This window comes from Ruegeria sp. CDSB086 (assembly GCF_059611065.1).
The window spans coordinates 132,302-155,437 of sequence record NZ_JBXWOV010000010.1 but is presented as its reverse complement, the minus strand read 5'-3'; the positions used below and the strand labels follow the sequence as shown (position 1 = coordinate 155,437).

Sequence of the window (23,136 nt, the reverse complement as noted above, 5' to 3'; positions counted from 1 at the left end):
GACCCAACGCAGAAGCTTGTTTATGGGTCAGGCACCCATCGGTCATACGGAATAGAAAACCGGCCTGACGTAATTTCCCGCGCTGGGCGGACCGATTGAACATATTGATATGCGCGAACAAAAGGGTCCAATTGAGCGTACTGTATAATATCTGAATATAAAAATCACTGGCGTTGTTGATTGGGCCAATTGCGTTGCAGCCATAGGGTGATCATGTCGTTCATCGTGCCGCCGAGCGCGAAAGCTCGCACAGATGGTACGACGAATTGACAAAAATCTTGTCAATATGACAAGCATAACCACGATTTCGTCAAGATTGCCCCTGCGTTTCGGACAGAAGCGGCCTCATACTTTCAAAAATGAAAGAGGAGGCGCGTTTTGAGCTGGAACATTTGTGTCATCGGAGCAGGCAAGATCGGTCAGATGATCGCGACCTTGCTGAAGTCATCGGCCAATTACTCGGTCACAGTCGCCGACCGCGATTTGGCTGCGTTATCAGCATTGAACAAGCAGGGCATTTCGACCCGGCAAATCGATGTGAGCGACGAAGCGCAACTGACCGAAAGCCTGGGTGGGTTCGATGCCGTAATCTCCGCGGCCCCGTTCTTTCTGACGCCGAAGATTGCCAAAGCGGCCCAGGCCGCTGGTGCACATTACTTTGACCTGACCGAAGATGTCGCGGCGACCAATGCCGTGCGTGACTTGGCACAAGGCAGTGAAACGGCATTCATGCCGCAATGTGGCCTGGCGCCGGGTTTTGTTGGTATCGCGGGGGCATCGCTGGCGGCGGAATTCGATGAAATCGACAGCCTGCATATGCGGGTGGGGGCGCTGCCGCTCTATCCGACCAACGCGCTAAAATACAATCTGACCTGGTCCACCGACGGGTTGATCAACGAATACTGCAACCCTTGCGATGCCATCGTAAACGGTGAAAGGGTTAAGACCGCTCCGCTGGAAGACTACGAGCTTCTTGGTCATGACGGGGTGGAATACGAATGCTTCAACACGTCCGGTGGCTTGGGCACCTTGCCCGAAACACTGGACGGCAAAGCGCGGGCGGTGTCTTACCGTTCGATCCGGTATCCGGGCCATTGCGATATCCTGAAATTGCTTCTCAAAGACCTGGGTCTGGAACACCGCCGCGATCTTTTGAAGGACATTTTTGAGACCGCCCTGCCGCGCACCGATCAGGATGTGGTGCTGGTCTATTGCACCGCAAAAGGCATGATCGACGGCGCGCTACGCGAGAAATCCCTGATCAACAAGAGCTTTGCCCGCACCATCAACGGACAGGTCTGGAGCGCTATACAGGTCACCACGGCCGCAGGCGTTCTAGGCGTCGTCGATCTAATGCGGACAGGTGCTTTGCCTGCGAAAGGGTTTGCCCGGCAGGAACAGGTGAACCTGTCCGATTTCCTGAACACCGAATTTGGCCGGCTCTATCGCGCCGGCGACGTAACCGAACAGAACAAGGCGGCCTGAGATATGAAAGACATCGTGATGACAGCCCAAACAACCCTCGCCAATCTGGATCTGACCGAGGCCGAACTGACCGGCGGCACGCTCAAAGTGACGTCTCCGATTGATGGCAGCGTGTTGGCCGACGTGCATGAGACACCCGTTGCCGACATGGACGCCATCTTTGCCCGTTCTAAAACGGCGTTCAAAGAATGGCGGACAGTACCGGCCCCACGCCGGGGCGAGCTGATCCGCCTGTTGGGAGAGGAACTGCGCGCTGCCAAGGACGATCTGGGTGCTTTGGTGAGCTGGGAAGCCGGTAAGATCACATCCGAAGGCTTGGGCGAAGTGCAGGAGATGATCGATATCTGTGACTTTGCGGTCGGTCTTTCGCGTCAATTGTATGGTCTGACCATTGCGTCGGAACGTCCGGGTCACCGGATGATGGAGACGTGGCATCCGGCAGGCCCGGTCGGGGTGATCTCGGCCTTCAACTTCCCGGTAGCGGTTTGGTCGTGGAATGCGGCACTGGCGCTGGTTTGCGGTGATCCGGTGATCTGGAAGCCGTCCGAGAAATCGCCGCTGACCGCGATGGCCTGCCAGAAAATCTTTGAACGCGCGCTGGCCCGGTTTGGCGATGCGCCGGACAACCTGCTGCAAACCCTGATCGGTGGTGCGGCGCTGGGCGAGGCCTTGGTCGCAAGCGAAGACGTTCCGGTTATCTCGGCCACCGGGTCCACCCGTATGGGTCGCGCCGTGGCACCTATCGTAGCACAGCGTTTTGGCAAGTGCATTCTGGAGCTGGGCGGCAACAATGCAATGATCGTTGGTCCTTCGGCCGATCTGGAAATGGCTGTCCGTGCGGTTGTGTTCTCGGCCGTAGGTACGGCCGGTCAGCGCTGTACCACGCTGCGCCGCCTGATCGTACATAACTCGATCCGCGAAGAACTGGTGGGCCGTCTGAAAAAAGCCTATGCGGGATTGCCCATCGGCAACCCACTGGTCGAAGGCACGTTGATTGGCCCGTTGGTAGACGAAGCCTCGGGCACGGCCATGACCGCAGCGCTTGAGGCTGCCAAGGCCGAAGGTGGAGCCGTGCACGGTGGTCGTCGCGTGACCGAGGGTGTGCCTGCTGGTGTCTATATGGAACCGGCCATTGTCGAAATGCCAGGCCAGACGGCGGTGGTAAAAACCGAAACCTTTGCGCCCATCCTCTACGTCATGGGCTATGACGATTTTGATGACGCGATTGAGCTGCAGAATGACGTCCCCCAAGGCCTGTCCTCTTGCGTGTTCACCCTGAATATGCGCGAGGCAGAGCAGTTCCTGACTGCGGCCGGGTCGGATTGCGGGATCGCCAACGTGAATATCGGCCCATCTGGTGCCGAGATCGGTGGAGCCTTCGGTGGTGAGAAGGAAACTGGCGGCGGGCGCGAAAGCGGCTCGGACGCGTGGAAAGCCTACATGCGTCGTCAGACAAATACGGTGAACTACTCGGCTGAGCTGCCTTTGGCACAGGGCGTCAAATTCGATATCTGAACCAATTATCCAGCGGCGCTTCGGCGCGCCGCTGGACGATCCGCGTTAATCCGCAAAAAGATAGTCAAGGCTCATGATGGCTTGCGCCTTGTCCAGCGACACGCCCAGAAACTCGGCAATCGCGGTCTCATTCTCAATATTTGAGTTGGTCTCGCGGATACGCAGGTATCCGTCGAACTCTGCCTCGCGGATCAATTCGGATTCGTGCACCAGTGAACTGCGCAGTGCTGGGATTAGACGGGCCACGGATTCCCGAGGACTGCTTTCTCCGGCCAACCCCACGCGGCGGGCGTGGCCGATCAGATAATCGTCGGAGTACTCGCACTCGATTTCCAGAACATGGCTGCGGGCCTGAACCGAGCAGAAATCCTGAATGATATCCAGATCTGCGGGATCCACGCACAAGACCAGCTTGTTGGAATCAAAGCTTTCAAACAGCATGCGCGCCACCGCGCGCCGGTGCCGCGTGCGCTTGGCCAGAGACGATTCAATGCCGCCCAGATCAGGCAAAGAAGTGTCTTCTTCGTTGAACAGGTATTCCACGCAGGGAATGTCGGTTTCCGAGACGATCTGATCCACCAACCTCTTGGCAACATGCCATTTCTTACTCACGATCAGAAACACTTCGCGCTCGGGGCCCAGTGAATTGCCCGCCTCCCAGAACCGTAGCGCATAGCGCCGCCCCACCCGGCCACGCCCTGTCAGAAAACTGTACAGGTTGCGGCCTTCGTTCGAGATGTGAAAGGTCATCCCTTCGGTTGCGTACATCTGACCCAGCCTGTCCTTCAGCTCATGGGCTTCGGGGCTGATCTTGCGGGCGAACAGGTAATCTTGCGATAGAAGCAAGTCATAGTGATCGTTGTAGAACGTCACCGGCATGCCATAATCCGAGAACATCAGAAATGTGGGCGTGCGGTTGTCGATCTCAGTCTTGGGGATCAGATGGCGCACCAACGTCTGAAAAAAGGTCTCGTCCGGAATCCAGGTGGTCGAGAAAAACCGTTTCACATCCGGGCGCTTTTGCAGAAAATCCAGGATCATTTCGATGGTCCTGCGGCGCAGGCACCACCATTGGCTGCCGATCATTATCTGAACATCTGACGGAATCTCGCGCGTCAAACCAAACCGTTTTTGCAGATTGTACGACCCGTAAAACAGCTTGGCCTGTGTGCGTTCGTTGAAATAGTGCCGATAGATCAGCCGGTCCTCGACCATGCCGGTCTTGATCCAGTTGCTTTCCAGGAAATCATGGCTTTCGACGAAATCAACGTCGTGCTGGTTCAGAAAGTCGTGGATGTATTCAGCCGATTTGATCGGCATGCAGTCACCTGACACCATATAGAAATGAGTGGCGCGGGGAAACGCATCCACAGCGGCCTGCAGGGCGTTCAGCGTGGCCTGAACCAGTGACCAAGCCCCCCAGCCGCATTTGATGCGCTTGCTGGCAAACGTGACATTGGGGTTGTCTTTCAAAGCCTCGCGAATGCGTTCGAAAGCGGCGGCACTGGCCCGCGCGTCAAAGTGGATCGCCATGCAATCCCCGGCTGCGGTCAGTTGCTCGGCCTGCGCGATGATTGCGTCAGGGTCTTTGTGACAAAGCAATATGTAGGCAATTCTTGCCATATTGGCCTATTGTTTTCCGTTTCTGCCCGTTTCCAACCGTGATACTGAGGATGAGCGATTGAATAAATAGAATATTTTTGGTTTTTTGGTTTCAAATGCTGGCGCGTCAATTTTGAGACCAGATCAGCAAAGGAGGCACAGCAGATGGGTTTTCCCGGTACATGGATGACCGAAAGCGAAAGCATGGTTTACCGTGTGGTGCCGAAATGCGCCTGTTCGACCATTGGTCAGATCATGTTTTATTCGGATCACGGGCAGTTTTTTGACGGTGATATCCATGACGCGAAGGACGGAATGCACAAATGGGCCTTCGGTCCAAGTCAGGATCAGATCTCGGGAAATGTCCGCAATCACAAGTCCTTGGCCTTTACTTGCGTACGCAATCCCTACACCCGAATTCTAAGCTCGTTCTTCGACAAGATCTGCGGCATTCAGCGCAACGGCAAGCGGTATCGGGGCAATCTGGTGCCCACGCTTATCTATAATTACGGGATCGAAGTTGGCGGCGACGATGGCAAGGGTGAGTTCGATCAGATCGCCAGTTTCCGCCGGTTTTTGCTGTTTGCACGTGATACGATCCGCTGGCGCCGCCCGATGGATCCTGACATTCACTGGTCGGCCATGTCCGGGCATGTTTCTACCTTCATCGTGAATGGTGGGCAGTACGATCAGATTTTCTGGACTGAGCAGTTCAATGAAGGAATGCAAAGTGTCCTTGATCGGTTAGAGACACCGCACGCTGTGAATTTGTCCGAAATCCCGCGATTCAATGAATCCGAAGGCCATGGGCCCAAACGCGCGCATCCGGTCGAGGACTACTTTGACGACCTGTCGATGCACCTGGTCTACGAAATCTACAAACACGATTTCGAGTTGTTCAAATACGATTTTGAGAACCCGGGCAACAAGATGCCAATCGGTGAGATTGATCTGGACGAAGTTCACGCCAAACTGGGCGACTAGGCGAACGAGTCAGCGATTGATCAGGCACTCTTTCAGGCCAGACGGGAACAGCTCTGGGCCGCCGGTATCCAGAGCATCCAGACTGAACCATCCTGCTGTCCAGCTCAGGCCATTGTCTTCGGTGAATGAAATCGGCGTGTCGGGCCAGTTCAAAAGCTCGGGGCACTGAATCTCGGCCACAAAGATTATCTCATGCCCCTGATGCCCTTCATGCTGGTACAGGTTCTCAATCACCAGCGGTTGCCCTCTGACTTCAACCGTCACATCGAGCTCTTCGCGGAACTCACGTCTCAGCGCGTCACGCCATGTTTCGCCAAATTCGACCGATCCGCCCAACGGGCGAACACCCTTGATGCGACCGTCGTCATTTGGGACTTCAGCAGCAAGAAGGCGGTCCCCCCGCCAATGTAAGCCGATGGCTTTGACACGGATACCGTTATGCGGGCGCCAGAATGTCATGCTTCTCACCGATTGTGCTATGGATATCGTTGAATACAAAAGAAAAAGGTCTCGCTAAACGAACTAGCGAGACCTTTGAAGTTATTGCAGTTTGGGTGGTTTGGAAACCGCTTCGTCAGACTTGGCGCACGGCACCTTTCGCGGCACTTGTCGCCAGCTTGGCATAGGCCTTGAGCGCGGTTGACACCTTTCGCTTGCGCGGTGCGGCGGGCACCCATCCCTTTTCGTCCTGCTCTTCGCGGCGAGCGGCCAGTTCTTCGTCAGACACGGCCAGATGAATCGTCCGGTTGGGGATGTCGATCTCGATCTTGTCGCCTTGCTTGACCAGCCCGATTTCGCCACCCTCGGCGGCCTCTGGTGAAACGTGGCCAATCGACAGACCCGAGGTGCCACCCGAGAAACGCCCATCGGTCAGCAGGGCGCAGGCTTTGCCCAGACCTTTGGATTTCAAGTAAGACGTCGGATAGAGCATTTCCTGCATCCCCGGGCCGCCGCGCGGGCCTTCGTAGCGGATCACCACCACGTCGCCCTCTTTGACCTTGCCGGTAAGGATGTCGTTCACGGCCTGATCCTGGCTTTCGCAGACATAGGCAGAGCCGGTGAACGTCAGGCTGTTGGGATCAACGCCTGCCGTTTTCACGATACAGCCTTCGCGCGCGATGTTGCCGAACAGGACCGCCAGACCGCCATCCTGACTGAACGCGTGTTCCTTGGATCGGATTACACCGCCTTCGCGGTCGGTATCCAGTTCCTTGTACCGGTTCGACTGGCTGAATGCCTGCGTCGTGCGCACACCGCCGGGCGCGGCCTTGAACAGGTCCTGCGCTGCGGGGTTGTTGGCGACCTTGATGTCCCAATTGGCAATCGCTTCGCCCATGGTCGCCGAATGCACGGTGCTGCAATCTTCGTGCAGCAGTCCCGCGCGGCTGAGTTCACCGAGGATCGAGAAGATGCCACCGGCGCGGTGCACGTCCTCCATATGAACATTCTCAGTATTGGGCGCGACCTTGCACAGACACGGCACCTGACGGCTCAGGCGGTCCATATCGGTCATGGTGAAATGCACTTCACCCTCATGTGCGATGGCCAGCAGGTGCAACACCGTGTTGGTCGAACCGCCCATGGCGATATCCAGGCTCATCGCGTTTTCAAAGGCGTCGAACGTGGCGATTTCGCGCGGAAGGAAGCCTTTTTCGTCCAGATCGTAGTGGCGTTTGGTGATTTCCACGATCCGGCGACCTGCCTCAAGGAACAGCTCTTTGCGGTCCGCATGGGTGGCCAGGGTCGAGCCATTGCCCGGCAGCGCCAGCCCCAGAGCCTCGGCCAGACAGTTCATCGAGTTTGCGGTGAACATACCGGAACATGAGCCACAGGTTGGGCAGGCGTTCTCTTCGATGTGCTGGACCTGTTCGTCGGTGAACCTGTCGTCTGCGGCGGCGACCATTGCATCCACAAGGTCGATCTTTTTGGCGTCCAGATCGGCGATGTCGATCTTGCCGGCCTCCATCGGCCCGCCCGAGACAAAGATCGCCGGGATGTTCAGGCGCATCGCGGCCATCAGCATGCCGGGGGTGATCTTGTCGCAGTTCGAAATGCAGACCATCGCATCAGCACAGTGGGCGTTGACCATGTATTCGACCGAATCCGCGATCACTTCGCGCGAGGGCAGAGAATACAGCATTCCGTCGTGGCCCATGGCGATACCATCATCGACCGCGATGGTGTTGAACTCTTTCGCAACGCCGCCAGCGGCCTCAACCTCGCGCGCGACCATCTGGCCCAGATCTTTCAGGTGTACGTGGCCCGGCACGAACTGGGTAAACGAATTAACGATAGCGATGATAGGTTTGCCGAAATCGTCGTCACCCATTCCGGTGGCGCGCCACAGGCCGCGGGCACCGGCCATATTGCGGCCATGGGTAGAGGTTCTGGATCGGTACATTGGCATGATGCTGTTTCCCTATTACCCAAGCTGCGATATTGGGTGTGTACGTTATAGCGCACGTATCATATGTACGTTATAACGCACAAGACAAATCGCAAGGCCTGGGTATGGAATCGGACGAACTAACACTTAAACTCAGGGATGTTCGCGCAGCGTCAGGGCTGAGCCTGTCCAAAGTGGCCGAACTTACCGGGGTTAGCAAAGCCATGCTGGGTCAGATTGAACGCGGCGAATCAAGCCCGACGATCGCGACCTTGTGGAAGATCGCAAAAGGTTTCCAACTTCCGTTAAGTGCTTTGATCGGCACCGCTGCGATGCGCGACACAAAGGATACCGGCGTATTTAGCACAGTAACTTTCCCGGGCAGCATCGAGGTAAAGATTGTCTTCCCCTTTGATCCCGCGTTGGGCGCCGAAACATTTCACGTAGATCTGTCGCCGAATCAAAGTCATGAATCACCCGCCCATGCAGCCGGCGTGACCGAAGAGGTTTTTGTACTGAACGGAACACTGGACGTCCTGCGCAATGGAAACTGGGTTCCACTACAAGCCGGTCAGGGGTTGCGGTTCGCAGCTGACGTGCCGCACGGGTACCGCGCCGGTGATCGTGGGGCGGCATTCCTCAACATGCATCACTATTCGCAACCAATTGAGTTTCCAGAGCAGGACCGAACACTTCAATGACCGCATTTTTTGACAGCCTGACCTTCGTGGATGCCATCGGTTCATTCGGGGCATTGATTGTAGTTGCGGCTTATTTTGCCACCCAGATGCGAATGATGAACTCGGATGACCTTGCTTTTCCGATGGTGAACTTGATCGGCTCGATTCTGATCGTGTTTTCGTTGATGCAGAACTTCAATCTGGCGTCGATGCTGATCGAAGGGTTCTGGATTATAATCAGCGTCATCGGGATTATTCAGTATTTTCGCCTGCGTCGGGTGCGGTAAATCCAGAACGACTTGGGCGCTAGCGTTATCCAGCCTTGAACCAGCATCCCACCAAGTATAGGGAAAAACCAAACGCGTTTAGGGGAGGCTTTTATGCAGGACGATCCGAAAACCCTCGTTTCTACCGAATGGCTTGCCGCCCATCTCAAGGACCCGGATCTGCGGGTGCTGGACGGGTCGTGGTATCTGCCTCAGCAAGGGCGGGACGCAAAGGCCGAATATGACGCGGCCCACATCCCCGGTGCGAGGTTCTTTGATATTGATGATATCTCGGACCACCGCTCGGACTTGCCGCATATGGCGCCCCCGGTCGAAAAGTTCATGTCCCGCCTGAGGGCGATGGGCGTGGGCGACGGCCACCAGGTTGTTGTCTATGATGGGGCCGGTTTGATGTCTGCCGCCCGTGTATGGTGGTTGTTCCGGTTGATGGGGCAGGAAAACATCGCCGTTCTGGATGGTGGTCTGCCGAAATGGCAGGCCGAGAGACATGGGATCGAAGATCTGCCGCCGGTGATCCGCGACCGCCACATGACCGTCCGGGTCCAGAACCATCTGGTCCGTGACGTCACGCAGGTATCTGCCGCCGCCAAGCTGGGAGATCATGAGATCATCGACGCGCGCTCTGCGGACCGCTTTGCCGGAACCGGGACAGAACCGCGCGAAGGTCTGCGCCCAGGCCGTATTCCAGGGTCGCGCAATGTGCCCTTCGGCACGTTGCTGAACAAGAACGGCACGATGAAATCACCCGAGGAATGCCGCGCCATCTTCGAGTCCGCAGGTGTGGATCTGTCGAAACCAGCCATCACATCCTGCGGGTCGGGTGTGACCGCCGCAATCCTCAGCCTTGCGCTTGAGCGCATGGGCAAGAAAGACCACTCGCTTTATGACGGCTCCTGGGCCGAATGGGGTGCCTTCCCGACCCTGCCCGTCGCAACCGGAGAGAACTGATGTTCGAAAACCTCAAACCGCAGCCTGCCGACAAGATTCTGGCGCTGATGCAGGCGTATCGCGAAGACCCGCGTGATCAAAAGATCGACCTGGGAGTTGGTGTTTACAAAAATGCCGAGGGCGTGACCCCGGTGATGCGTGCGGTGAAAGCGGCCGAAAAGCGCATCCTGGAAGAGCAAGAGAGCAAGGCCTACACCGGATTGGCGGGCGACCCGGCTTATGCCGATGCGATGATTGGCCTGATCCTGGGCACCTCGGTTCCACGCGGCAACATCGCTGCCGTGGCGACGCCCGGCGGAACCGGTGCCTGCCGTCAGGCGTTTGAGATGATCCGCATGGCCAACCCATCGGCCCGCGTGTTCGTGTCTAACCCCACTTGGCCGAACCACTTGTCGATCCTGAACTACCTGGGGATGGAGACGGTCCAATACCGGTATTTCGACGGTGAAACCCGTGGCGTAGATTTCGACGGCATGATCGAGGACCTGAAAACCGCGAATGCGGGCGACGTGATCCTGCTGCACGGTTGCTGCCACAACCCGACCGGTGCCAACCTGAACATGGTGCAGTGGCAGGAGGTCGTGAACCTGATCAACGAGCGCGGCCTCGTGGCAATGATCGATATCGCCTATCAGGGCTTTGGCGACGGACTGGAAGAGGATGCGCAGGCGACCCGCCTGGTGGCCTCGTCGGTCAAACGTTGCCTGATCGCAGCGTCCTGCTCGAAGAATTTCGGTGTCTACCGCGAGCGGACCGGCTTGTTGATGGCCATCAGTGATGATGCGGCGCAGACTGCTCTGAACCAGTCCACGCTGGCATTCCTGAACCGCCAGAACTACTCGTTCCCGCCGGATCACGGCGCACGGGTGGTGACGACGATCCTGAATGATGAAGCCCTGCGCGCTGACTGGGCGGCTGAGCTGGAAGAGGTGCGCCTGTCCATGCTGGGCTTGCGCCAACAACTGGCAGACGAGCTGCAGGCCCAAAGTGGGTCCGATCGTTTTGGGTTTGTCGCCCAGCACCGCGGCATGTTCTCGCGTCTGGGGGCGGCACCGGAACTGGTCGAAAAGCTGCGCGCGGATCACGGCATCTACATGGTCGGTGACAGCCGGTTGAATATTGCTGGCTTGAACGCGACGACGGTTCCGATCTTGGCCAAGGCGATTATCGACGTCGGTGTCTGATTCAATTCAATAAATCAGAAAACCCGGGCGCGAACGCCCGGGTTTTTTGTTTTCGAGTGGCTGGCTCTTAGCCTTTCGAAAACTCTGGATAAGCTTCCATACCCAGCTCTGCCATGTCGAGGCCGTTGATCTCGTCTTCTTCGCTGACGCGGATGCCGACCGTCGCCTTCAGAATTGTCCACAGGATCAACGCGCCAACAAATGTGAACACACCATAAGCTACGATACCGGTCAGCTGTGTGATCAGGTTTGCTTCGCCGTAGAAGATCACGGCGATGGTGCCCCAGATGCCTGCGAACAGGTGAACCGGGATGGCACCGACGACGTCGTCGATCTTGAACTTGTCCAGCATCGGAACCGCGAAGACCACGATGATGCCGCCAACTGCGCCGATCCACAGCGCTCCGAACAGGGTCGGGGCAAGCGGTTCTGCAGTGATCGAGACCAGACCGGCCAGCGCGCCGTTCAGCACCATGGTCAGGTCAGGTTTCTTGTACAGCACCTGCGTCATGATCAGGGCTGCGATAGCACCAGATGCGGCGGCCATGTTGGTGTTGGCAAAGATGCGGGACACGTCGGATACGTCACCTACGGTGCCCATCGCCAGTTGCGAGCCGCCGTTGAAGCCAAACCAACCCAGCCAAAGGATAAACGTACCCAGGGTTGCCAGCGCCAGATTCGAGCCGGGCATCGGGTGAACTTTGCCGTCTTTGTACTTGCCAATGCGGGGGCCAAGGATCAGGCAGCCCGCCAGAGCGGCCCAGCCACCGACCGAATGCACAACTGTCGAACCGGCGAAGTCGGAAAAGCCCATGGCATCCAGCCAGCCGCCGCCCCATTTCCACGATCCCGAGATCGGGTAGAGGATACCAGTCAGCACTATGACGAAGACCAGGAAGGGCCACAGCTTTATGCGCTCGGCCACGGCACCGGACACGATGGATGCGGTTGCCGCCACAAAGACCAGCTGGAAGAAGAAATCCGAACCGATAGACGCGTAGTCTAACGCCGCGTCTGCGGGCGCAACACCCACGGCATCAAGCACGGTCGGACCGCCAAGGGCAAAGAAACCATTGAAGTCGCCCGGATACATCGTGTTGAAGCCGACCAGCCAGTACATGATCGCGGCAATCGAAAACAGCGCGATGTTCTTGATCATCTGCATGGCAACGTTCTTGGAACGCACCAGACCGCCCTCGAGCATGGCAAATCCTGCAGCCATGAAGAAGACAAGGAAGCCTGCCATCAGGAACAGCAGGGTGGTAAAAATATATTGGGTGTGCAGCGCGGCTTCGCCCTCGGCGGCCTCTTGCGCCAGACCCATCTGCGGCAGCACGACTAGCGCGGCGGCTGGGATGAGAGATTTCATCAGGTTCATTGTCAGTCCTCGAATGCTTTGGAGTGGCGGCGCTTACAGCGCCTCTTCGTTCGTTTCCCCGGTCCGCACGCGCAGCGCCTGCTCGACATCAAGGACGAAAATCTTGCCGTCACCGATCTTGCCGGTCTTGGCGGTTTTGGTGATGGTCTCGACGATTTGGTCGGCCATCGTGGCGGGCACCACGATTTCAAGCTTGATCTTGGGCACGAAATTCACCGCGTATTCGGCCCCACGATAGATTTCGGTGTGGCCCGATTGCGAGCCGAAGCCCTTGATCTCGGTCACCATCATGCCGCGCACGCCGGCTTCGGTCAGTGCCTCGCGCACCTCCTCCAGCTTGAACGGCTTGATTGTCGCAATGATCAGTTTCACGTCTGTCCCCTCTTCCTGTCCGGCGGAACCGGTTTGTTTGCACCTGCAGAAAGAGAGCGTGACTGACCGCTGTTAGAAACGGTCAGGGCGGGTGAACGCAGGGGAAAAGGGGGTGAGGTGCACAATTTTTGCACAAAAAAACGTTTCTGCCCAAAAATCGGGCGAACTATAGAGGCCGGTTAGCGGAATTTCATACCTCTACTTCGCGCCAGTGGCAGGGTATGGTGCCTCAAAATGATAACCGGGCAGAGTTTGAGCATGACTGAGTCCAGGCGTCGCAAGACATCGCTTGTTGCGGACAAAAGATACCCTTCAAAGGGGCGTAAACCCGCTGCAACAAAGCGGACGACAAAGCCCGCCGGCAAGAAGGCGACGGCGCGCAAGACGTCGACTCGCAAAACCGCCCGGAAGAAAACCCGCAAGACGTCCGGTGGCGGCGGCGGCTTCTTTCGCCGCATGTTCCGTTGGATTTGGCGGTTGATCTGGGGTGTGACCTGGCGTGTGGGCGCGGTGGCTGCCATGCTCTTGGCTTTGGCGGTTGGGGTTGTCTACTCCTCTCTGCCTGACGTCGATGCTTTGCTAGACGGTCGGGCGCGCGGGTCGGTGACCCTGTTGGATCGGGACGGCAAGGTCTTTGCCTGGCGTGGGGACCAATTTGGTGGGGTGATCACGGCCGATACCGTCTCGCCGCATCTGAAGAACGCGGTCGTCGCGACCGAGGACAAGCGGTTCTATCGCCATTTCGGCGTCAGCCCGCGCGGTGTCGCAAGCGCTGTGCGCATCAACCTGAGCGAAGGGCGCGGACCGCTGTCGGGGCATGGTGGGTCGACCGTCACGCAGCAGACGGCCAAGCTGTTGTGTCTGGGTGTGCCTTATGAGCCCAGTGAATGGGAATCCGAAGCTGCCTATGAGTCCGATTGCCGTCAAGGCTCGCTTTGGCGCAAGGCCAAAGAGGCGGTCTATGCGATGGCGATGGAGGTCAAGTATTCCAAGGACGAGATCCTGACCATCTATCTGAACCGGGCCTTCCTGGGCGCGGGTGCGCGCGGGTTCGAGGCGGCAAGCCAACGCTATTTCGGGATTTCGGCGGCTGAGGTCAGCCCGTCGCAGGCTGCTATGCTGGCTGGTCTGCTGGTGGCACCGACGCGCTATGCACCGACGAATAACCTTCAACGTTCGCAGGATCGAGCGCGGCTGGTGGTTGGCCTGATGGAGGCACAGGGGTATCTGACCTCGGCACAAGCAAGCAGTGCGCGCAGCAATCCCGCGCAACTGTCCGAAGCTGCTGCTGCGCGGGCCGGCGGTTACTTCGCCGATTGGGTGATGGCCAGCGGGCCCGAGTTCTTCACACGCAACACGACCGAAGATGTGGTGATCCGCACCACACTGGATCAACGTATCCAGAAATCGGCCGAAGAGGCGCTGCAGTTCATCTTTCAGGAGAAGGTCCGCGAAGGATCAAAGGCGCAGGCCGCGATCGTGGTGATGTCGGCGGACGGGGCTGTGCGCGGCATGGTTGGCGGGCGCAAGACCCGCGTGTCCGGCGCATTCAACCGAGCCACGCAGGCGCTGCGGCAAACGGGGTCTTCCTTCAAACCCTTCGTTTATGCCACTGCGCTGGAACTGGGGTATTCACCGCTGGATACGGTGGTGGACGAACCCTACTGCGTGAATATTCCGGGGTCTGGCCAATGGTGTCCCAAGAACTACACCAACAAGTTCTATGGTCGCGTTACACTGGCAGATGCATTGAAAAACTCGCTAAACATCCCGGCGGTGAAAGTGGCTGAGATCGCAGGGCTGGACAATGTCCGCACGGTGGCCAGCGAATTCGGTATCGATAGTGATCTGGCGCAAGGCCCCGCTCTGGCGCTGGGCGCGTCGGAAAGCACGCTGATTGAGATGACGGGGGCTTACGCCGGCATCCTGAACGGTGGCTCGGCGGTGGAACCCTATGGGCTGACCGAATTGAAGCTGTTGGGCGATCAAACCCCGGTCATGGTGACGACAACCGGCATTGGTGAGCGGGTCATCAACGACAAAGCCGCCAAACAACTGACGTGGATGATGGAGCGTGTCGTGTCCGAAGGCACCGGTGCGCGCGCTCAGTTGCCCGGTTGGCAGGTCGCGGGTAAAACCGGCACGACGCAGGCTGCGCGGGACGCGTGGTTCATCGGGTTCACGGCCGATTACGTAACGGGCATCTGGATGGGCTATGACGACAACACCCCATTATCCGGTGTGACCGGAGGCGGGTTGCCGGCTGAAATCTGGAAAGAAACCATGCTGCGCGTGACCGAAGGCATGACACCGACGCCGTTGCCGATGCTGGCCCCGGACCCACCGGTCAGAACAGCGCAACCGCAGCAACAGCGCCGTAAGAACCAAACCGGGTTGGATCGGGCTATCAACAATCTGCTGAACAACATTTTCGGTGGAAATTGAAAAAGGCGGTGCGCTGGGCACCGCCTTTTGAATTGAATGTGGGTCCGATCAGAGGCTGTCGTCGAGCGCGCCCAAAATGGCGTCGCCCATTTCCGTGGTCGAAACCGGCGTGACGCCTTCATCTGCCAGCAGGTCGCCTGTGCGGACACCGTCGGCCAGTACCTTCTCGATTGCGGCTTCCAGACGGTCCGCTTCTTCAAGCTGATCAAAGCTGTAGCGCAGGGCCATGGCGAAGCTGAGGATACAGGCGATCGGGTTGGCTTTGCCCTGACCGGTGATATCCGGGGCCGAACCATGGACCGGTTCGTACATCGCCTTGGGGCGGCCATTCGCCATAGGAGCACCCAACGAGGCCGACGGTAGCATTCCCAACGAGCCGGTTAGCATCGCCGCGCAATCCGACAGGATGTCGCCGAACAGGTTGTCTGTCAGGATGACGTCGAACTGTTTGGGCGCACGCACCAACTGCATCGCGCCATTGTCGGCATACATATGGCTCAGCTCGACCTCGGGGTAATCCTTGGCCACACGGTTCACAACTTCGCGCCACAGGATGCCCGATTCCATGACGTTGGCCTTCTCCATCGAGCAGACCTTTTTGTTCCGGCGCATTGCCAGCTCAAATGCCGAGCGCGCGGCGCGTTCGATCTCAGATTCGGTGTAGCGCTGGGTGTTGATGCCAACACGTTCATTGCCTTCCTCGAAGATGCCGCGCGGCTCGCCGAAATAGACGCCCGAGGTCAGCTCGCGCACGATCATGATATCGAGGCCGGCAACGATGTCTTTCTTCAGCGACGAGAAATCGGCCAACGCGTCAAAGCACTGTGCCGGGCGCAGGTTGGAATACAGGTCCATCTCTTTGCGCAGGCGCAGCAAGCCGCGCTCGGGCTTGAGGCTGAAATCCAGATCGTCGTATTTCGGGCCGCCCACAGCACCCAGCAGAACCGCGTCAACCTCTTGCGCTTTGGCCATCGTCTCGTCCGACAGGGGCTTGCCATGCGCATCATACGCGGCACCACCGACCAGATCCTCGCTCACGTCGAATTCCAGGCCGCGTTTCGCACCGAACCAGTCGATGACTCTGCGCACTTCGGCCATGACTTCGGGGCCAATTCCGTCTCCGGGCAGGATGAGGAGCGAGGGGTTGGACATGAAGGATCTCCTTGCGTTTTACAGCACAGGCCCTAGCGCCTGTGCGGCATCGGGTCAATGAGACGATCCCGCCTGACGGCAAGGAAAATACAGGTTTGTTTCCGTTAGCGTCTGAAAATTGCGTCAGGTCTGCTTTGCAGGCCAGATCATGGCGCAAAGTGCCGTATCAGCGAGGCAGTGTCAGGTCGACCCAGATCAGCCGATGACGGCTGGCGCTTTCGGCGGTTTTGCGTTCTTCAGAGCCCGCGACGGGCCAGTGCACCCCGGAATCCACCACCTGCCATTGGGCCGATGGCAGGACGTAATCGACCCGCATTGGACCAACCAATTTCCAGACCACCGTTGTCAAATCGCCTGAGGGGTCTTCGGGTGAAGGGTCCTGAAGGCGGGGGTCGTTCAAAAACTCTCGGATCGCTTCTTTGCGTCCATCACCTCGCACTGGGTCCAGATTGGCGTCACCCGCGATGACAAACAGACGATCGGGTTTGCGCCCGACTGCCCCATCCATCACTGCGGACCAAAGGCGGATCTCGTCCTTGTTCCTCAGTCCATTGCGATCCTCTGGCCCGTCAAACACGGGGGGTGAGGCATGAAAAGTCATCAAATCCAGCTGCCCTACCGAAGTTTCGATGGGCACAATCCAATGCGCCACGGATGAGAGCCGCTGAACGTTCTGCGCCGGTTCTGATGGGTAGGGGCCTGCGTCATGTTGAGGCAGTTCAGCGCCGGGCAGTTCCAGCCATAGCAGGTCGGACAGGTCCTGAATCTGATCCGAAGCGATGGGATAGCGGGACATCACGGCCAGCCCGCCCTGACCGGTGAACCGACCCCAGCCTTGCGCGTCGCCGGGGCCGTTGGTGCGACCATCTCCGTCCAGATCAAGATCCGTTTCCAGGCCGGAATTTGGTTGGGCTGCGAAAGTGTAGGGGTAATCCAATCCGGCCTCGCGCAACCGATTTGCCAGCGCCGCCAGCGCCAGCCCCTCGAAATCCCAGTCGATCCCCTGCAACGCAATGATATCGGGGCGGGTGTCCGCCAAAACGGCAACAACCGCCATCACCTGATCATCACCGCGGTGAATATCCCGCAACAGCAATCCCGGACCATCGCGGCTGAGTTCTGTGTTGTAGGTGGCAATACGGATCGTCTCTGCCTGTGCCACAACGGGCAACAGCAGCAGGATCAGAATGCGGATCATGCGGTCTGGGTAGACTCGGCTGTGGAATAGGCGCGCCGTTTTTCGACGATCAGATTGGCAATGCGCAGGGTCGCCATGCCACGCATGATCATGCTGGCCGGTAGGAAGGCCCAGGCGCTGAGCGTCCAGATCAGGGTCTGAGGATTGCTCAGTGAGATCGGATCGGCATAGTCAGTCAGCAGTTTGATCAGCGCCGGGATCAGGAACGGCAGCAGTATACCGATGCAAATGTTCAGCCGACCGTCGCGCTGCAGGCGCGTAACTACGTCACCGCCTTTGGTGGGGTCGAACAACGGAAGATTGGTCCAGACATTGAAGGCGCCATTTCCGGTCGGCCAGCCGCGCACTTTCACCGCATAGGCAAAGCTGGCGATCGTCACCAAAGCAGCAACATACGCGACGCTGGCAGAAATACGGACAAGTTCGATCAGGGGGGCGCTTGCGTCAGTCGGCAGCATCAGGATGATCAGCCGTACTGGCGAATAGGGAAAGTCGACCACATTCGCGACGCCCACGCCGAAGGAATAGAAAACTGTCGTCAGGCCGGTCGGCGTATATGCGTTTTTGCAGATCAACGTCAGGAACGTGACCATCGACATCAGGCCGACAAAGCGCAAACGGTTCACAGGTGGCGCATCGCGGAATTCGATAAAGCTGGGAAAGGAGGAGTTGTATTCAGCGAATGTCAGGAAAAACGCGAGAATGGCGAGAAAGACGACAATCTCGGTCCCATTCGTTGACGTTACAGGCAGGTACAACGCGGGCGTCAGCACCAAAAGTGCGACCAATAATCCCCGAATCGCCGCCCCTGTTGTGCGCGCAATCACTATCCAAACCCTTTCAAACCGGATTGACCGCTTCTTTGACGGTTTCGTCCCAACTTGTGCCCGATAATTATTATTCGACGGGTGCCTCTATTATCGCCAACACTGACGATAAGCGGCAATCCGCTCAAGCCAAGCTGCAGAAAACACGGAATTTCAGGCAAAAAGATGGCGAAACTGGTGCGCCTTTGCATCATTTCCGTCGCAAATTCGGCGTGTATCAGAGGGGGAACACCACATGTTGTGGTTGCCGGATCAACAACCCCAAGAACGCGAAAGGGGTCGCCCAGGCGACCCCGATAGGTTGAGTATCCACAGATTCGTTCTTGGAATCACACCCAGGGGCGGGCCTGGCTTGCGTGATCCTCGAATTTGTCGATGTGGTGATCTTTTTCCATCGTCAGGCCGATATCGTCCAAACCATTCAGCAGGCAATGCTTGCGATGTGGGTCGACACTGAATTCGATCACAACGCCATCCGAGGTGGTGATCTGCTGATCCTCCAGATGCACGGTCATGCGGGCGTTTTCGCCTTTATGCGCGTCTTCCATCAGGATCGCGTGGTGTTCTTCTTCGACCACGATGGGCAGGATGCCGTTCTTGAAGCAGTTGTTAAAGAAGATGTCGGCAAAGCTGGTCGAGATCACAACCTTGATGCCGAAGTCCTTGATCGCCCAGGGCGCGTGTTCGCGCGACGAACCGCAGCCGAAATTGTCACCGGCAACCAGAATCTCTGTCTGACGATAGGCGGGTTTGTTCAGCACGAAGTCTTCGTTTTCGCCACCATGTTGATGGTAGCGCATCTCATCAAACAGCACGACACCAAGGCCGGACCGTTTGATGGTTTTCAGATGCACTTTCGGAATGATCATATCGGTGTCGATATTGATCAGCGGCATTGGGGCGGCCACCCCGTGGACTTTGTCAAACTTTTCCATGTCTACACTCCTGCGAGAGAGGGCCGCGCCCGTATCCCGCGTTTAAGCTTGTTTCGCTTCTGTTGTTGCGTCGTTGGGTGCGTTCCGGATGAAGAACGCCATAAAGACCAGGCCGAACCCGTTGAACAGCATCTCAATGCCCAGGAAGATGCCCAAAATGCTCAGCAGCACCTGAGGATCGCTTCCCACATATGTCCAGATGATGCCCGCGAGGACGATCGACAAGATGCCCGAGATCATCGTGGGCCAGAAAAACTGTGTTCCTTTCATCTGGAACGACAGAATGACCCGCGCGATGCCGCCTGCCATGAACAGGATCAGCATCACGGTTGCCAGTGTCAGGGTTCCCTGCAGCGGGTGATCCAGAAAGGACCAGCCCAGAAACAGCATCACCGCACCCATGATGAGTGACAGAATTTTGTTGCCGGTACCTTCAACCGTAAAGCCGCCAACAACTTGCAGCGCGCCCGAGATCAGCAGCAACACACCGGTTACCACCGTCACGGCGACAGACGCCACAACTGGCGCGCCCAGTACAAAGATACCGAACGCTATGGACAGAAGCCCCAGCAGGAGCCATTTGACCCAGTCACTCATGTTTTCAATCCCTCAAATATCTAGATGTGATGGGACCTTACATCAATTCACGTACGTCTGTCAGCCGTCCTGTGATTGCCGCTGCGGCAGCCATTGCAGGGCTCAGCAAATGGGTGCGTCCGCCCCGGCCCTGACGGCCTTCGAAGTTGCGGTTTGAGGTCGCTGCACAGCGTTCGCCCGGCTGCAGTTGGTCAGGGTTCATCGCCAGACACATCGAACATCCGGCCAGACGCCATTCGAAACCGGCATCCTTGAAAATCTCGGCCAGACCTTCTTCTTCGGCCTGCGCCCGAACCAGACCCGAACCTGGCACGACCATGGCACGCATGCCGTCCTTGACCTTTTTGCCCTTCAGGATCTCGGCCGCGGCGCGCAGGTCTTCGATGCGGCCATTGGTGCAGGATCCGATGAAAACGGTGTCGATCTCGACATCGCTCAGCTTTTGACCAGCTTCCAGACCCATGTACTCGATTGAGCGGCGGGCTGCGTCGACCTTGCCACCTTCGAAATCTTCGGGGTTCGGTACAGTTGCGGTGATCGGCAGTACGTCCTCGGGGCTGGTGCCCCAGGTCACGACAGGTGCGATATCTTCGCCGCGCAGGGTTATGACCTTGTCGAAATGCGCGTCATCGTCGGTAAACAGCGTTTTCCACCATGTCAGAGCGGCTTCCCACTGGGCACCTTTCGGGGCGTGCGGGCGACCTTTGACATATTCATAGGTGGTCTCGTCCGGCGCGATCAGGCCCGCACGTGCACCGCCTTCGATCGCCATGTTGCAGACGGTCATGCGACCTTCCATCGACAGATCGCGGATCGCTTCACCGCAATATTCGATGACATAGCCGGTTCCGCCGGCAGTGCCGGTCTCACCGATCACAGCCAGAGTGATGTCCTTGGCGGTCACACCCGGCTGCAATTTGCCGGTGATTTCGACCTTCATGTTCTTGGACTTCTTCTGGATCAGGGTCTGCGTGGCCAGAACATGCTCAACCTCGGACGTGCCGATGCCGTGGGCCAATGCACCAAACGCACCGTGAGTGGCCGTGTGGCTGTCGCCACATACAACGGTCATGCCAGGCAGGGTCCAGCCCTGTTCGGGGCCGACGATGTGCACGATGCCCTGACGAACGTCATTCACCGGGTAATAGTGAATACCAAAATCCTTGGCGTTCTTATCCAGTGCTTCGACCTGAATACGCGATTCGGGGTTTTCGATCCCGTTTACGCGATCCGCAGTGGTCGGAACGTTGTGGTCGGGCACAGCGATGGTCTTTTCCGGTGCGCGCACCGGACGACCCGCCATGCGAAGCCCTTCAAAGGCTTGCGGGCTGGTGACTTCGTGCACCAGATGGCGGTCGATATAAAGCAGGCAGGTTCCATCATCGGCTTCGTGCGCGACATGGGCATCCCAGATCTTGTCATAGAGTGTTTTGGGGGACATCGGTCCTCTCCCGTATGTAATGAGAAATAGCTGGCGAGTGGCTGGGCGCCGCTTATAGGCGGGCCAGAACCGTGCGGGCGGCCCCAAAGAACCGTTCACGCAGGCGCGTGCGGTCTTGCAGTGTCGGAGCAGGGGCCAAATAGACTCTCATGGGCCTCAGATATATCGCGTGTGCCCGTCAATCAAGGTTCAATCCGGCCTCGGGCTTGCATCACCCCGAGTTGCTGTCCAAGCTGCGGGTCAGGAGACCTGTATGAACCAAGACCTGATCCCCAGTTCGCTGTCGGAACTCTATGAAAACATGGTCGCGGGGTTTTCCGTGCAGTTCGGCAAACTTGTCGATCTGATCGTCACGCCGGGTTGGCGGCGGCACCAGTTGGTCATCATCCTCGCCCTGTGGGCTTTGGCATATGTGCTCAAGCTGGTTACGCAAAACCGGTGGGAGGCCTGGGCACGTGCCCGCACCGGCTGGCCCAAATGGCGGCTGCGCACTCTGGTTCAATTGATGCAGCGCCTAACGCTGGTCTATTTCGTTTTGTTGTCCTGGACGCTGTACCTGTTCATGCAGAATGTGACCTGGCCGTCGCACAGTTACATTATCGGCGTGATCGCGACATTGGCCGCCGCTTGGCTGGCGATCGCGCTGGTGGCGCGACTTGTCCGCAACCGTACGCTGCGGCGGATCTTTAAATGGGCAATGTGGGTCTATGCAACGCTGGTTGCGCTGAATCTGACCGATGATGTGGCCGAGTTTCTGGACGGCGTAGCGATCTCCATCGGTGATTTGCACATCTCGGCACTGGGAATTCTCAAGGCCGCATTGCTGATCGGCGTGCTGCTGACGTTGGCCCGCATCGGGACCCGCACGGCCGAGCGGGGATTGCAGAGGAACGACGACATCACGCCTTCGATGCAGGTTCTGTTGGCCAAAGGCATTCAAGTTCTGCTGTACGGAGCTGTCTTTATGGCGGCCATCCGCACGCTTGGGTTTGATCTGACTGGCATCGCGCTGTTGTCAGGCGCGATCGGCGTGGGCATCGGTTTTGGTCTTCAAAAGGTTGTGTCGAACCTGATTTCCGGGATCATCATCCTGATGGACCGCTCGATCAAACCGGGCGACGTGATCTCGTTGGGTGACACATTCGGATGGATCAACGCGCTGGGCGCGCGGTATGTATCGGTGGTCACGCGGGATGGGCGTGAATACCTGATCCCGAACGAAGACTTGATCACCAATCAGGTGGTGAACTGGTCGCATTCGGACCGTTATGTGCGTCTGGATCTGGATTTCGGCACCAGCTACGACGACGACCCGCATCAGGTGCGCGCAACCGCGATCCGGGCAGTTAAATCGGTGAAACGTGTTCTCAGCGGCGGTTCACATGAGCCGGTCTGCCATATAACCGGGTTCGGCGACAGCAGCGTGGACTATGTGCTGCGGTTCTGGATCAGCGATCCGACCAAGGGGCTTACCAATATCAGGGGCAATGTTTACCTCGCCCTTTGGGATGCTTTCAAGGCCGAGGGGATATCGATTCCTTTCCCCCAGCGCGAGGTTCGGCTGCTGTCGGACGGCGCAGAGCAGCAACAGATCGCCAAAGAGTGAGCGCCTGTGCGGCCCCTAAAGCGCCCGTTCATTGAAATGTTGCATTCCCCTTGTTACCTTATTAGTACCCCTGCGCCGGGGTTTGGCGGCGCGCAACAAAGGAGGACTATGTCC

22 protein-coding genes are annotated in these 23,136 nt (G+C 57.9%); 10 read left to right on the top strand and 12 right to left on the bottom strand.

Annotation, left to right across the window (positions count from 1 at the left end; all coding sequences use genetic code 11):
- The first annotated feature begins 378 nt into the window (after positions 1-378).
- Positions 379-1,485, top strand: a complete 1,107-nt coding sequence (locus AC2FIO_RS19430) for a saccharopine dehydrogenase family protein (protein ID WP_496699661.1) — start codon at positions 379-381, stop codon at positions 1,483-1,485.
- A gap of 18 nt (positions 1,486-1,503) precedes the next feature.
- Entirely contained in the window at positions 1,504-3,000 is a 1,497-nt protein-coding gene (gene amaB / locus AC2FIO_RS19425) for an L-piperidine-6-carboxylate dehydrogenase (RefSeq protein WP_496699660.1), read from the top strand.
- A gap of 45 nt (positions 3,001-3,045) precedes the next feature.
- Here amaB and AC2FIO_RS19420 read toward each other — a convergent pair whose 3' ends face one another.
- On the bottom strand, positions 3,046-4,623 hold the full coding sequence (locus AC2FIO_RS19420) for a DUF5928 domain-containing protein (protein WP_496699659.1): 1,578 nt from the start codon (positions 4,621-4,623) through the stop codon (positions 3,046-3,048).
- 144 nt (positions 4,624-4,767) lie between these two features.
- Here AC2FIO_RS19420 and AC2FIO_RS19415 point away from each other — a divergent pair, with 144 nt between their 5' ends.
- Positions 4,768-5,586, top strand: a complete 819-nt coding sequence (locus AC2FIO_RS19415; RefSeq protein WP_282120959.1) for a sulfotransferase family protein — start codon at positions 4,768-4,770, stop codon at positions 5,584-5,586.
- A gap of 9 nt (positions 5,587-5,595) precedes the next feature.
- Here AC2FIO_RS19415 and AC2FIO_RS19410 read toward each other — a convergent pair whose 3' ends face one another.
- Complete coding sequence (locus tag AC2FIO_RS19410) at positions 5,596-6,045, bottom strand: NUDIX hydrolase (RefSeq protein ID WP_496699658.1); 450 nt, start codon at positions 6,043-6,045, stop codon at positions 5,596-5,598.
- Between the two features lie 115 nt (positions 6,046-6,160).
- Positions 6,161-7,993 carry a dihydroxy-acid dehydratase gene (gene ilvD / locus AC2FIO_RS19405; RefSeq protein ID WP_108861683.1) on the bottom strand — a complete coding sequence of 611 codons (1,833 nt, stop codon included), beginning with the start codon at positions 7,991-7,993 and terminating at the stop codon, positions 6,161-6,163.
- Positions 7,994-8,097: 104 nt separating this feature from the next.
- Between ilvD and AC2FIO_RS19400 the strand changes: the two genes are divergently transcribed.
- The 4 genes from AC2FIO_RS19400 (at position 8,098) to AC2FIO_RS19385 (ending at position 11,071) form a co-directional block, all read left to right on the top strand.
- A complete protein-coding gene (locus AC2FIO_RS19400) occupies positions 8,098-8,673 on the top strand; it encodes a helix-turn-helix domain-containing protein (RefSeq protein ID WP_472722419.1) in 576 nt (191 codons plus the stop codon).
- Positions 8,670-8,939 (top strand): CBU_0592 family membrane protein, encoded by a 270-nt coding sequence (locus AC2FIO_RS19395; RefSeq protein ID WP_282120956.1) that lies wholly within the window; start codon positions 8,670-8,672, stop codon positions 8,937-8,939. The genes AC2FIO_RS19400 and AC2FIO_RS19395 overlap by 4 nt, the downstream gene beginning before the upstream one ends.
- A 93-nt stretch (positions 8,940-9,032) precedes the next feature.
- Positions 9,033-9,887: a 3-mercaptopyruvate sulfurtransferase gene (gene sseA / locus AC2FIO_RS19390; protein WP_496699657.1), complete on the top strand. Its 855-nt coding sequence runs from the start codon at positions 9,033-9,035 to the stop codon at positions 9,885-9,887.
- Complete coding sequence (locus AC2FIO_RS19385) at positions 9,887-11,071, top strand: amino acid aminotransferase (protein ID WP_282170879.1); 1,185 nt, start codon at positions 9,887-9,889, stop codon at positions 11,069-11,071. Before sseA ends, AC2FIO_RS19385 begins: the two co-directional genes overlap by 1 nt.
- Before the next feature lie 67 nt (positions 11,072-11,138).
- Here AC2FIO_RS19385 and AC2FIO_RS19380 read toward each other — a convergent pair whose 3' ends face one another.
- Together AC2FIO_RS19380 and AC2FIO_RS19375 are read right to left on the bottom strand one after the other, a co-directional pair.
- Complete coding sequence (locus AC2FIO_RS19380; RefSeq protein WP_058276558.1) at positions 11,139-12,449, bottom strand: ammonium transporter; 1,311 nt, start codon at positions 12,447-12,449, stop codon at positions 11,139-11,141.
- A gap of 33 nt (positions 12,450-12,482) precedes the next feature.
- Complete coding sequence (locus AC2FIO_RS19375; RefSeq protein ID WP_058273036.1) at positions 12,483-12,821, bottom strand: P-II family nitrogen regulator; 339 nt, start codon at positions 12,819-12,821, stop codon at positions 12,483-12,485.
- A gap of 258 nt (positions 12,822-13,079) precedes the next feature.
- On the opposite strand from AC2FIO_RS19375, the gene AC2FIO_RS19370 reads away from it, so the two are divergent.
- On the top strand, positions 13,080-15,266 hold the full coding sequence (locus tag AC2FIO_RS19370) for a transglycosylase domain-containing protein (RefSeq protein WP_496699656.1): 2,187 nt from the start codon (positions 13,080-13,082) through the stop codon (positions 15,264-15,266).
- 48 nt (positions 15,267-15,314) lie between these two features.
- On the opposite strand, the gene leuB is transcribed toward AC2FIO_RS19370, so the two are convergent.
- The 3 genes from leuB to AC2FIO_RS19355 all read right to left on the bottom strand — a co-directional run bounded on the left by leuB (position 15,315) and on the right by AC2FIO_RS19355 (position 18,443).
- Positions 15,315-16,418, bottom strand: a complete 1,104-nt coding sequence (leuB, locus tag AC2FIO_RS19365; RefSeq protein WP_108861675.1) for a 3-isopropylmalate dehydrogenase — start codon at positions 16,416-16,418, stop codon at positions 15,315-15,317.
- Positions 16,419-16,584: 166 nt separating this feature from the next.
- Entirely contained in the window at positions 16,585-17,616 is a 1,032-nt protein-coding gene (locus AC2FIO_RS19360) for an endonuclease/exonuclease/phosphatase family protein (RefSeq protein ID WP_496699655.1), read from the bottom strand.
- Positions 17,613-18,443 carry a hypothetical protein gene (locus AC2FIO_RS19355; protein WP_282170875.1) on the bottom strand — a complete coding sequence of 277 codons (831 nt, stop codon included), beginning with the start codon at positions 18,441-18,443 and terminating at the stop codon, positions 17,613-17,615. Before AC2FIO_RS19355 ends, AC2FIO_RS19360 begins: the two co-directional genes overlap by 4 nt.
- 56 nt (positions 18,444-18,499) lie before the next feature.
- Between AC2FIO_RS19355 and AC2FIO_RS19350 the strand changes: the two genes are divergently transcribed.
- Entirely contained in the window at positions 18,500-18,748 is a 249-nt protein-coding gene (locus AC2FIO_RS19350) for a hypothetical protein (RefSeq protein WP_496699654.1), read from the top strand.
- Between the two features lie 24 nt (positions 18,749-18,772).
- Here the strand turns inward: AC2FIO_RS19350 and leuD are convergent, their stop codons facing one another.
- From leuD to AC2FIO_RS19330, 4 genes are read right to left on the bottom strand one after another with little or no spacing between them, the layout of a single operon-like run.
- Positions 18,773-19,378 carry a 3-isopropylmalate dehydratase small subunit gene (gene leuD, locus AC2FIO_RS19345; RefSeq protein ID WP_058276554.1) on the bottom strand — a complete coding sequence of 202 codons (606 nt, stop codon included), beginning with the start codon at positions 19,376-19,378 and terminating at the stop codon, positions 18,773-18,775.
- A gap of 42 nt (positions 19,379-19,420) precedes the next feature.
- Positions 19,421-19,975 (bottom strand): HdeD family acid-resistance protein, encoded by a 555-nt coding sequence (locus AC2FIO_RS19340; protein ID WP_109311305.1) that lies wholly within the window; start codon positions 19,973-19,975, stop codon positions 19,421-19,423.
- Positions 19,976-20,012: 37 nt separating this feature from the next.
- On the bottom strand, positions 20,013-21,416 hold the full coding sequence (gene leuC / locus AC2FIO_RS19335; protein ID WP_058276552.1) for a 3-isopropylmalate dehydratase large subunit: 1,404 nt from the start codon (positions 21,414-21,416) through the stop codon (positions 20,013-20,015).
- A gap of 52 nt (positions 21,417-21,468) precedes the next feature.
- The gene (locus AC2FIO_RS19330) at positions 21,469-21,567 is read right to left on the bottom strand and encodes an isopropylmalate isomerase (protein WP_108861670.1); all 99 of its coding nucleotides are present in this window, start codon (positions 21,565-21,567) and stop codon (positions 21,469-21,471) included.
- A gap of 102 nt (positions 21,568-21,669) precedes the next feature.
- Between AC2FIO_RS19330 and AC2FIO_RS19325 the strand changes: the two genes are divergently transcribed.
- On the top strand, positions 21,670-23,022 hold the full coding sequence (locus AC2FIO_RS19325; RefSeq protein ID WP_496699653.1) for a mechanosensitive ion channel family protein: 1,353 nt from the start codon (positions 21,670-21,672) through the stop codon (positions 23,020-23,022).
- The last annotated feature ends 114 nt before the right edge of the window (positions 23,023-23,136 follow it).

What these genes read in the sequence shown, in the direction of transcription:
- amaB (WP_496699660.1), top strand. Translation starts at nt 1,504, where the DNA reads ATGACAGCCCAAACAACCCTCGCCAATCTGGATCTGACCGAGGCCGAA.
- AC2FIO_RS19420 (WP_496699659.1), bottom strand. Translation starts at nt 4,623, where the DNA reads ATGGCAAGAATTGCCTACATATTGCTTTGTCACAAAGACCCTGACGCA.
- AC2FIO_RS19415 (WP_282120959.1), top strand. Translation starts at nt 4,768, where the DNA reads ATGGGTTTTCCCGGTACATGGATGACCGAAAGCGAAAGCATGGTTTAC.
- AC2FIO_RS19410 (WP_496699658.1), bottom strand. Translation starts at nt 6,045, where the DNA reads ATGACATTCTGGCGCCCGCATAACGGTATCCGTGTCAAAGCCATCGGC.
- ilvD (WP_108861683.1), bottom strand. Translation starts at nt 7,993, where the DNA reads ATGCCAATGTACCGATCCAGAACCTCTACCCATGGCCGCAATATGGCC.
- AC2FIO_RS19400 (WP_472722419.1), top strand. Translation starts at nt 8,098, where the DNA reads ATGGAATCGGACGAACTAACACTTAAACTCAGGGATGTTCGCGCAGCG.
- AC2FIO_RS19395 (WP_282120956.1), top strand. Translation starts at nt 8,670, where the DNA reads ATGACCGCATTTTTTGACAGCCTGACCTTCGTGGATGCCATCGGTTCA.
- sseA (WP_496699657.1), top strand. Translation starts at nt 9,033, where the DNA reads ATGCAGGACGATCCGAAAACCCTCGTTTCTACCGAATGGCTTGCCGCC.
- AC2FIO_RS19385 (WP_282170879.1), top strand. Translation starts at nt 9,887, where the DNA reads ATGTTCGAAAACCTCAAACCGCAGCCTGCCGACAAGATTCTGGCGCTG.
- AC2FIO_RS19380 (WP_058276558.1), bottom strand. Translation starts at nt 12,449, where the DNA reads ATGAACCTGATGAAATCTCTCATCCCAGCCGCCGCGCTAGTCGTGCTG.
- AC2FIO_RS19370 (WP_496699656.1), top strand. Translation starts at nt 13,080, where the DNA reads ATGACTGAGTCCAGGCGTCGCAAGACATCGCTTGTTGCGGACAAAAGA.
- leuB (WP_108861675.1), bottom strand. Translation starts at nt 16,418, where the DNA reads ATGTCCAACCCCTCGCTCCTCATCCTGCCCGGAGACGGAATTGGCCCC.
- AC2FIO_RS19360 (WP_496699655.1), bottom strand. Translation starts at nt 17,616, where the DNA reads ATGATCCGCATTCTGATCCTGCTGCTGTTGCCCGTTGTGGCACAGGCA.
- leuD (WP_058276554.1), bottom strand. Translation starts at nt 19,378, where the DNA reads ATGGAAAAGTTTGACAAAGTCCACGGGGTGGCCGCCCCAATGCCGCTG.
- AC2FIO_RS19340 (WP_109311305.1), bottom strand. Translation starts at nt 19,975, where the DNA reads ATGAGTGACTGGGTCAAATGGCTCCTGCTGGGGCTTCTGTCCATAGCG.
- leuC (WP_058276552.1), bottom strand. Translation starts at nt 21,416, where the DNA reads ATGTCCCCCAAAACACTCTATGACAAGATCTGGGATGCCCATGTCGCG.
- AC2FIO_RS19330 (WP_108861670.1), bottom strand. Translation starts at nt 21,567, where the DNA reads ATGAGAGTCTATTTGGCCCCTGCTCCGACACTGCAAGACCGCACGCGC.
- AC2FIO_RS19325 (WP_496699653.1), top strand. Translation starts at nt 21,670, where the DNA reads ATGAACCAAGACCTGATCCCCAGTTCGCTGTCGGAACTCTATGAAAAC.